The 8,962-nt window shown below is 65.7% G+C and carries 5 protein-coding genes and 1 pseudogene; all 6 read left to right on the top strand.

Annotated features, from left to right (window positions below; all coding sequences use genetic code 11):
- Positions 1–1,268 (top strand): Asp-tRNA(Asn)/Glu-tRNA(Gln) amidotransferase subunit GatA (gatA, locus tag GPA_RS14845; RefSeq protein WP_041239739.1); only part of this gene is annotated, 1,268 nt, incomplete at its 5' end.
- Between the two features lie 2 nt (positions 1,269–1,270).
- Positions 1,271–2,845, top strand: a complete 1,575-nt coding sequence (gatB, locus tag GPA_RS14840; RefSeq protein ID WP_015540376.1) for an Asp-tRNA(Asn)/Glu-tRNA(Gln) amidotransferase subunit GatB — start codon at positions 1,271–1,273, stop codon at positions 2,843–2,845.
- 82 nt (positions 2,846–2,927) lie between these two features.
- Complete coding sequence (locus GPA_RS14835; protein WP_015540375.1) at positions 2,928–4,442, top strand: alanine/glycine:cation symporter family protein; 1,515 nt, start codon at positions 2,928–2,930, stop codon at positions 4,440–4,442.
- A 148-nt stretch (positions 4,443–4,590) separates the two neighbouring features.
- Positions 4,591–4,875 (top strand): hypothetical protein, encoded by a 285-nt coding sequence (locus GPA_RS14830; RefSeq protein WP_015540374.1) that lies wholly within the window; start codon positions 4,591–4,593, stop codon positions 4,873–4,875.
- A 219-nt stretch (positions 4,876–5,094) separates the two neighbouring features.
- On the top strand, positions 5,095–8,322 hold the full coding sequence (locus tag GPA_RS14825) for a hypothetical protein (RefSeq protein ID WP_015540373.1): 3,228 nt from the start codon (positions 5,095–5,097) through the stop codon (positions 8,320–8,322).
- Between the two features lie 207 nt (positions 8,323–8,529).
- A pseudogene (locus GPA_RS14820) lies at positions 8,530–8,962 on the top strand (DUF2797 domain-containing protein); the annotation flags it as partial.

Raw genomic sequence — 8,962 nt, 5'->3', positions numbered from 1 at the left:
CCGGCGTGCCCGTGGCTTTCAAGGACAATATGAACCTGGCGGGCACCCATACCACGTGCTCGTCCAAGATGCTCGAGAACTACGTCTCGCCCTTCACGGCCACGTGCGTCGAGCGCACCATCGCAGCCGGCGGCATCCCGCTCGGCAAGCTCAACATGGACGAGTTCGCGTTCGGCTCCTCCACGGAGACGAGCGCCTTCGGTCCCACGAGGAACCCGTGGGACGTCACGTGCGTGCCCGGCGGCTCGTCGGGCGGCAGCGCCGCCGCCGTGGCCGCGGGCCTGGCCACGGTCACGCTCGGCTCGGACACGGGCGGCTCCATCCGCCAGCCCGGCAGCTTCTGCGGCACGGTGGCCGTGAAGCCCACCTACGGCGTGGTCTCGCGCTACGGCGTGGTGGCCTTCGGCAGCTCGCTCGACCAGGTGGGCCCGTTCGCGCGCTCGGTGGAGGACGCGGCGCTCGCCATGAACGCCATCGCCGGACGCGACGTGCTCGACTGCACGAGCCAGGACGTCGGCACCGACTTCACGGCGAACCTCGCCGAGGGCGTGCGCGGCATGCGCATAGGCGTGGTGCCCGCGTTCATGGAGGCCAAGGGCCTCACGCCCGAGGTCAAGGCCAAGGTGGAGGAAGCCGCCGAGCACCTGCGCGCGCTGGGCGCCGAGCTCGTGGAGGTGGAGCTGCCCAACGCGCAGGCCGCCATGAGCGCCTACTACGTGCTGGGCCCCTGCGAGGCCTTCAGCAACCTGGCCCGCTTCGACTCGGTGCGCTACGGCTACTGCGATCCCGGCCATACGGACCTGAACAGCCAGTACGAGGCGAGCCGCGCCGTGGGCTTCGGCCCCGAGACGCGCCGCCGCGTGATGCTCGGCAGCTACCTCTTGTCCGCCGGCGTGTACGACCGGTACTACTATCCGGCGCAGCAGGTGCGCACGCTCATCACGCAGGACTACGCGCGCGCCTACGAGCAGGTCGACTGCATCCTTGCGCCCGTGTCGCCGCGCACGTCGTTCAAGTTCGGCGAGGTGAGCGACCCTACGGACATGTACCTGTCCGACATGTTCACCATCTCCATCAACATCGCGGGCAACGGCGGCATGAGCCTGCCGGTGGGCCTGGGCGCCGACACGCACCTGCCGGTGGGCGTGCAGCTTATCTCGCCGGCGTTCAAGGACGAGAACATGTTCCGCGCTGCCGCGGCGCTCGAGACGGTGTACGGCACGGCCCCCGTGGCGCCGGCCTTCGCCGACGGAAAGGCGGGTGAGTAGCCATGCGCAAGCTCGAAGAGGTCCTGCAAGATTGGGAGGCCGTCATCGGCCTGGAGATCCACGCGGAGCTCACGACGCTCGACACGAAGATGTTCTGCGGCTGCAAGCTGGAGTTCGGCGCCGAGCCGAACACGCACACCTGCCCCGTGTGCTTGGGGATGCCGGGCGCGCTGCCCGTGCCGAACCGCGCCGCCATCGAGTCCATCGTGCTGGCGGGCCTGGCCACGAACTGCGACATCGAGAAGCACTCGATGTTCTACCGCAAGACCTACATGTACCCCGACATGTCGAAGAACTACCAGACCACGCAGGGCCCGGTGGCCTTCTGCATGCGCGGGCACCTGGACCTCGACGTGGACGGCGCGGCCGCGAAGGAGCGCGCCGACCTGGACGGCCTTGCGGTGGGCGAGAGCCGCGGCAACGTGACGCGCACGACCGACGGCTACACCGCGCACGTGGGCATCACGCGCATCCACATGGAGGAGGACGCGGGCAAGATGGTGCACATCGGCGGCGGCGAGGGCCGCATCGCCGGCGCCACGCACTCGCTCGTGGACTACAACCGCGCGGGCACCCCGCTCACCGAGCTCGTCACCGAGCCCGACCTGCGCACGCCCGAGGAGGCGCGCCTGTTCATGCAGAAGCTGCGCCAGATCTACCTGGCGCTGGGCATCTCGGACTGCTCGATGGAGGAGGGCTCCATGCGTTGCGACGGCAACGTGAGCCTACGCCGCCGCGGGGCCAAGGAGTTCGGCGTGAAGACCGAGCTCAAGAACATGAACAGCTTCAAGAACCTCCACGACGGCCTGGCCTACGAGATCTGCCGCCAGGCGGAGGTGCTCGAGGAGGGCGGCCAGATCTTCCAGGAGACGCGGCACTGGGACCCCTCCAAGAAGCGCACCATCGTGATGCGCGTGAAGGAGACGGCCGACGACTACCGTCTGTTCCCCGACCCCGACCTCGCGCCCTACGACCTCACCGACGAGTGGATCGAGTCGGTGCGCGCCAAGCTTCCCGAGCTGCCCGACCAGAAGGCGGCCCGTTTCGAGGACGCGTTCGGCCTCACGCCCTACGACGCGCGCCACCTCGTGGAGCATCGCGAGACGGCCGACTTCTTCGAGGCGTGCATGGAACTGGCCGGCGACGAGGCGGCCAAGCTCGCGAAGCCGGTGGCTAACCTCGTCATCAACGACGTGACCGCCTACCTGAACGCGCAAGACGGCGTGAAGCTCGCCGACACGGCGCTCACGCCTGCGCGCGCTCTCGGCCTCGTGAAGCTGGTCGCCGCCGACGCCATCTCGTCCAAGCAGGGGAAGGTTGTGTTCGCCGCCATCCTCGACGAGGACAAGGACCCGGACGCCATCGTGGCCGAGCGCGGCATGGAGCAGGTGTCCGACACCGGCGCCATCGAGGCCGTGGTGGACGCCGTGCTGGCCGCGAATCCGGACAAGGTGGCCCAGTACCAGGGCGGCAAGACGGGCCTCATCGGCTTTTTCGTGGGCCAGTGCATGAAGGAGATGCGCGGCCAAGGCAACCCGAAACTCATCAACGAGCTTCTGGCGAAGAAGCTCGGCTAAAAGGATTGCGCTAGCAGACAAGGTTGCGGAGGCGCGCCAGGGGTGAGGGCGCGCCTCCGCTTTGAGGGAAAAGGGGATTCCAATGGACTTCAACGAATGGCTCGTCGGGTTCACCGGGGAGTTGAGCGGGTTTCTGTACACGTACATCCTGCTGTTGCTGCTCGTGGTGGTGGGCGTGTACTTCACCATCCGCACGAAGGCGGTGCAGCTGCGCTACCTCAAGGACATGTTCTCGCAGCTGACCGAGAAGAAGCATGTGGAGGGCGAGCGGTCCATCTCGTCGTTCCAGGCGCTCATGGTGTCCACGGCGTCGCGCGTGGGCACGGGCAACATCGCCGGCGTGGCCACGGCCATTGCGACCGGCGGCCCGGGCGCCGTGTTCTGGATGGGGCTCATGGCCATCGTCGGCGCGGCGTCGGCGTTCGTTGAGTCCACGCTCGCCCAGATCTGGAAGGTGCGCGGCAAGGAGGGCGAGTTCCGCGGCGGCCCCGCCTACTACATCGAGCAGGCGCTCGGGAAGCGCTGGCTGGGCATCCTGTTCGCCGTGCTGCTCATCCTGTGCTTCGCGTTCGGGTTCAACGGGCTGCAGGCCTTCAACGCCACGTCGTCGCTCGAGTACTACATCCCCGACTACGCTACGAACGGCGCGGCCATCGCCTGCGGCATCGTGCTGGCGGTGATGACGGCGTTCGTCATCTTCGGCGGGGCGAAGCGCATCAGCGTCATCACCTCCATCATCGTGCCCATCATGGCCGTCGGCTACATCGCCATCGCGGTGTGGACCACCATCGCCAACATCGGCGAGCTGCCGAAGGTGTTCGGCATGGTGCTCGCCTCGGCGTTCGACTTCCAGGCCATCTTCGGCGGGTTCGCAGGCTCGGTCGTGATGCTGGGCATCAAGCGCGGCCTGTACTCCAACGAGGCCGGCATGGGTTCCGCGCCCAACGCCGCCGCCACGGCCAGCGTGTCGCATCCCTGCAAGCAGGGCCTCGTGCAGAGCCTGTCCGTGTACATCGACACGCTGCTCATCTGCACGTGCTCGGCTATGATGGTGCTCGTGTTCTACGTGCAGGACCCCGAGGCCGCCGCCGCGCTCAACGGCATGCCGCTCGTGCAGATGGCGGTGAACAACTCGGTGGGCGAGATGGGCATCCACTTCATCACGTTCGCCATCTTCGCCTTCGCGTTCTCCAGCCTCATCGGCAACTACTTCTACGCCGAGAGCAACCTGCGCTTCATCAAGGGCAACAGCAGGGCGCTCTTGTTCGTGTTCCGGATCGTGTGCCTGGGCATCATCTTCTACGGAGCGGTGAACAGCTTCGACCTCGCATGGAACCTTGCCGACATCTTCATGGGCTTCATGGCTATGGTGAACCTCGTGGCCATCATGCTTCTGGGGAAGTGGGCGCTCAAGGTGCTCGACGACTACACGGCGCAGCGCAAGGCGGGCAAGGACCCGGTGTTCGTGGCGGACACCATCGAGGGGCTGCCGCCCACCGAGTGCTGGCATGTGGAGGAGCTGAAGGAGTACGGCAAACCGCCGGTGAAGGAATATCTGGACGACCAGATAGAGGTAGAGTACGCGGGGCTGAACTGACGGCGGCGCGTGTTCTTCGTCGGGCGCGTGGGCGGTGGTCTGGCGTTCCGGTAACGGAATGCCAACGCCCAGCGCCCGGCACGCCAACGTGGTAGGATGGCAGGAAACGCGGAAGCGCGCGGCTGCGCGCTCGAGGGAAGGGAGCGGCATGGCTGACGAGAGTCGACGCGCGGGCGACTGGCAGCGCAAGGACCTGCGCCAGAACGCGAACGACCTGATGGAGGACCCCAACCCGAAGAAATGGCACCAGCAGACGTTCTGGATCGTGTTCTTCCTGCTCGTCTTTTGGCCGGTGGGCATCGTGCTGGTGTGGCGCAGCGGTTGGCACGTGGTGGCCAAGGTGCTCGCAAGCGTCTACGTGGTCGTGGCCGTGTACTTCTCCTACAACATGTTCCTGACCGTTCAGGCAATGCAGGCAGCCGGCATGGCGTAGCATCGAATTCGTTTCGAGCGGGAGCCTGTTTGTTTTCGAAAACGGTCGGTTCTGCTGCGTAATCGGTTATCGGGGCAGTGTGGGCGCTTTTATAATGGGAATGAGTCCATCCCGGTGAAAGAGACTGCCATGCTGCCTGTCGAGACGTGCCCTTCAGAATCTGTGCGATCCGATCGATTGGAAGTGCTTGCGCGATACCGCGATGCGGTAGCTTCCCGCATGCGGGCGTGCGCCTTCCTGGCTGTGGCGGTCTTGCTGGCCGCCGCGCTGCTGCCCACCCTCTGCCCGCAGGCCGCCTGGGCCGAAGGGGGTGCGGTGCCGCAGGTGGTGGGCTCGTTCGACAAAGAATCCTATGCCGCTGGCGAGGGCGCCACGGTTACGTTTCGCGTGACGAACGACGGAACGGCTGCTTGGAGCGGCGCGCGCTTGGAGGTGCGGCTGCCGCAGGGAATGAAGTTGGCCGGCGAGGGCGCGTCGACCGTTGCCGAGCGGGAGACGCTGCCTGTTGGCGAGACGCTTGAGCTGCGGGTTCCCGTTGCATTCGAGGCAGGATTTTTCGGCACGGCGCTCGCGTCTACCGGCGATGGCACGCCGGGCGCGGCCTTGGCGCTCACGGCTCTGGCGGCCGCAATCCTCGTGCTTCTGGCCGCGGGCACGCTTTCGCGCGACCGCGTGCGCGCCCGCCGGTCCCGCTCCGGCATGTCCGTTCTTCTAGCGGCGGTGCTGGTTGCAGGTCTTGCGCCAGCGCTTCCTGCCAAGGCGTTCGGCGACGAGGGCGGCTCGCCCGAACCCACGGTGTTTTTGGGGGAGGCCGTGTGCTCCTCGCCGGCCGCCACGGTAACGGCGGCGTTCACCATCCGGAATTCCAACGAAACGGCCTCCCCTGTGGCGAATGTTGCCGTGGCCGACGGGCAGGCCGTGCCTGCGAGCGCGAAGTACGCGCTGGTGGAGGTCGTTTCCGACCTTCCCTTCGCCGATGGGCTGTCCTCTGCCACCGTCAGGCTGGGCGACTCCTTCGAGGGGCTGCAGGTGACATCGGTCGAGCGCACCGGCGACAACACGGCCGTCGTTCGCGTGGAGGGCGGCGCGCCATCCGGCAGCGATGGGCTCATCGTGTTCGACGAGGGCTCCTTCACCGACGGGCGCGCCGTGGGCGGTGCCGCGGTGTCGGTGGAGGCGGCCACCCTGTCCTTCGACGCCGACGGAAGCTCTTACGGGAACGGTGCCTTCACGCTGCCGGTTTCGGTTGAGAACGGGCGCTTCGCCTGCACGGCTAGCGCGCAGGATTGGCTCTTCAGGGACGGCGCGGGGCTTGCGGCAACCTCGTTCAGCGTGGACCCCGACGACAACCGCCGGGGCACGCTCACGGTGAGAGCGGACCAGGCGATCGCGTCCGATCAAGTGGCAGCGCTGTCAGCAGCACTCGATCCGAACGCCTCGCAGCTGTTTCTTGCGCCCGCAGCGCTGGTGGGCGAAGCGGGCGCCAGCTTGGCGGCGGATGCTATCGAAGGCCGTGCGGGTACCTTGGCCGAGGCCGCGAGTGCGGTGCCTTACGGTGCGGTGGAGGCGACGGGCGTTGTCCGCAACGCCGACGGGTCGCTCACGGTGACCAGCAAAGTGACGCTCGGTGCGAAGGACGGGTCGGTGCACCTGACTGATCTGGCCCGTCAGATTATCCTGCCTGGACAAGAAAAGGAAAACGGGCTTCTGGAAAACAGCCAGGTGGAGCTCGGATCCATCTTGGACGACGGGAGAGGCTTCGACTTCACGTTCGATATCGATGCCGACACGGCGGCCAGCTGGTACGGTCCCTTCAAGGAGAGCGACCAAAGCGAGGCCGAGGCCGAGCAGCAGTTCCTTGTAGAGATCACCCAGCTCATGTGCGGCCGTGAGGTCGACCTGGTCGGCGGTGCGGTGCTAAACGCTTACGGCATACAGCAGGGCAACAGCGCGATAATCCTCTCGAATGTCTCCTCGCTCGACGAGCTGAACGGCGTAGCTGTTGCGAGCTCCTCCGAGGAAGACGCGAAAAAGGCGTTCGAGGCGCTTGAGAAGATCGTCAGCGCCATCGGATGGTTCAGCGCAGGGGGCGAAGGCGCGGCCAGCGGCATCAGCGAGCTGCTCGGCCTCATCGCCGCTATGATCGATCCGTCACCCAAGATCACGCTGCAGGACATCTACGACGAGCTGCAGCAGATGAAGGGCCAGCTGTCCCGCATGGAGACGAGCATCGACCGTATGGCGGTGGAGCTGCAGGCCGTGGACAAGCGTGCCGGGTTCGACTCGGAATGGTACGAGGTGAAGTGGCGCATCGACCACCTGAGCAGCTACGGCGGCCTGTACACCACACTCGCCAGCAAGCTGGACGCTGGCTCTGCGGATGATGATCTAGCTACGGTTATGAAGGCAAACGAGAAGCTGCTCAACCAGTACGCTAGCGCTATCGATAAGAAGGACAAGCTGCTGGGTACCACGGTGTACACCGACACGAGGAGCCTCGGCACCCTGATCCTCGGCACGGGCCAGAAAGGCATCGTGAGCGATTACTACAATTGGCTCGAAACCTACTACAACTGGGATCCCGAGACGTTCGTCGCGAAGGACGAGTACCTGGCCAGCGTCATGATGGCCTATCTCTACGGCTACGGTGCCTCCATGGCCTACCTGAACGTGAAAGCCTCGCAGGAGGATCCGGACGACCCGTTCGGCGAAGGGGACAACGCCGTATACGTCAGCTCCATGCGGGAGCTTAAGGAGCAGGCCGGGCAAGTGGTGAAGAAACTTGCCGGCGAGGTGGGAACCGACAGCAAGGGCAAGGCAACCATCGCGAAGAAATCGGCCTACCGACAGGCCACCGAACCTCTGCCGGGTGACGGTTACGCTACGGGATACGTCCGCAACCTGCTGAACAATCGCTCGTATCCGTTGGGCAAGTACATGCTGCAGGATATCTATGCGGACAAGAGCCCGAACTTCTATACCTCGGTGGAGAAGGATCGCCTGTATCCCTACACATTCAATGGCGACATCAACCTGGCCCAATTCCAGCAGATGGTGGCGAACCTGCCCCAGGTGCGCGGCCTTGGCGGAACATATGCCGAGGTGGACAGCCTGTGGAAGGAGCTTGAGGCGCTCGGCTTCAACTTGGACGGCTGCTATGGCGGTGGCAGCAACATCGAGCATCACCCCGCTTGGTTGTACTGGCATAAGACTCCCTTGAACATGATTGCGGTGAGCGATGCCACGTACCATAAGCTGAAGGACCGCACCGCCATCGAGCATGTCCGCTCGATGACGCTCGACGTGTTCGACATGAAAACGGGTCAGGTGGTGCGCGACGTGATGGTGAGCCATCATGAGGAGCACTGGTCGTGTGGCGCTAGCGAATGGCAGTACAAGCACGACATCTACCCCGTGTGCACCATCGTGGACCATCCCTTGCATTAGGCGGGACCTCCGGCAGGCGTGCGGTTCGCGCGCCTGCCGCCTTCGGTGCCGACTCGGCGGAGCCCGACACTGCGCCATGCGCCGCATCGGCAATTCTGTGGGCTTTGCCGTCTTTCGCCGCGTCCCCCTCGCCGCTAATGCCCCTTGTGCGCTATCATTCCCTCGAAACCTGACGGAATGCATAGCAGTTAACGCGAGGTCACTTACATGGACAACATCGAAACCGGACGTGCGGCCGTGCTGGCCGGGCACGGCTGCGACGAGGACGGCCCCTACCTGCTGGTGAACGACCGCGTGCGCAACGTCCAGGTGCGCGTGAGCGTGCGGGGGCGCACGTTCTCGCTGCGCCGCCTGCCCGTGCGCCGCTGCGTGGGGCGCCACGACTTGGAGACCCATGCCAAGATGCCGTGCCCGCTGGACGTGGAGCTGCCGCCCGAGTCCAAGGTCACGGTGTGCCCGGCCTGCCAGGAGGCCACCGGGTTCAACCCCTCGTTCTACCACACGGACTTCGTCTCCCCGCAGCAGCGCGCCTACAACGCCGAGCCGCATATCGCCTATCTGGCGTACTTCTCGCCGGCGCACGTGAAGGCGGGCATCACGGCCGCGTCGCGCGGCGTCCGCCGCCTGCTGGAGCAGGGGG

This window comes from Gordonibacter pamelaeae 7-10-1-b (assembly GCF_000210055.1).
Lineage (GTDB): Bacteria > Actinomycetota > Coriobacteriia > Coriobacteriales > Eggerthellaceae > Gordonibacter > Gordonibacter pamelaeae.
Note: the sequence above shows the minus strand (reverse complement) of the source record. Positions and strands in the feature narration are given on the sequence as shown.

Bases quoted from the DNA above. Each gene is read 5' to 3' on its own strand.
- GPA_RS14825 (WP_015540373.1), top strand. From the start codon at position 5,095: ATGCGGGCGTGCGCCTTCCTGGCTGTGGCGGTCTTGCTGGCCGCCGCG.
- gatB (WP_015540376.1), top strand. From the start codon at position 1,271: ATGCGCAAGCTCGAAGAGGTCCTGCAAGATTGGGAGGCCGTCATCGGC.
- GPA_RS14830 (WP_015540374.1), top strand. From the start codon at position 4,591: ATGGCTGACGAGAGTCGACGCGCGGGCGACTGGCAGCGCAAGGACCTG.
- GPA_RS14835 (WP_015540375.1), top strand. From the start codon at position 2,928: ATGGACTTCAACGAATGGCTCGTCGGGTTCACCGGGGAGTTGAGCGGG.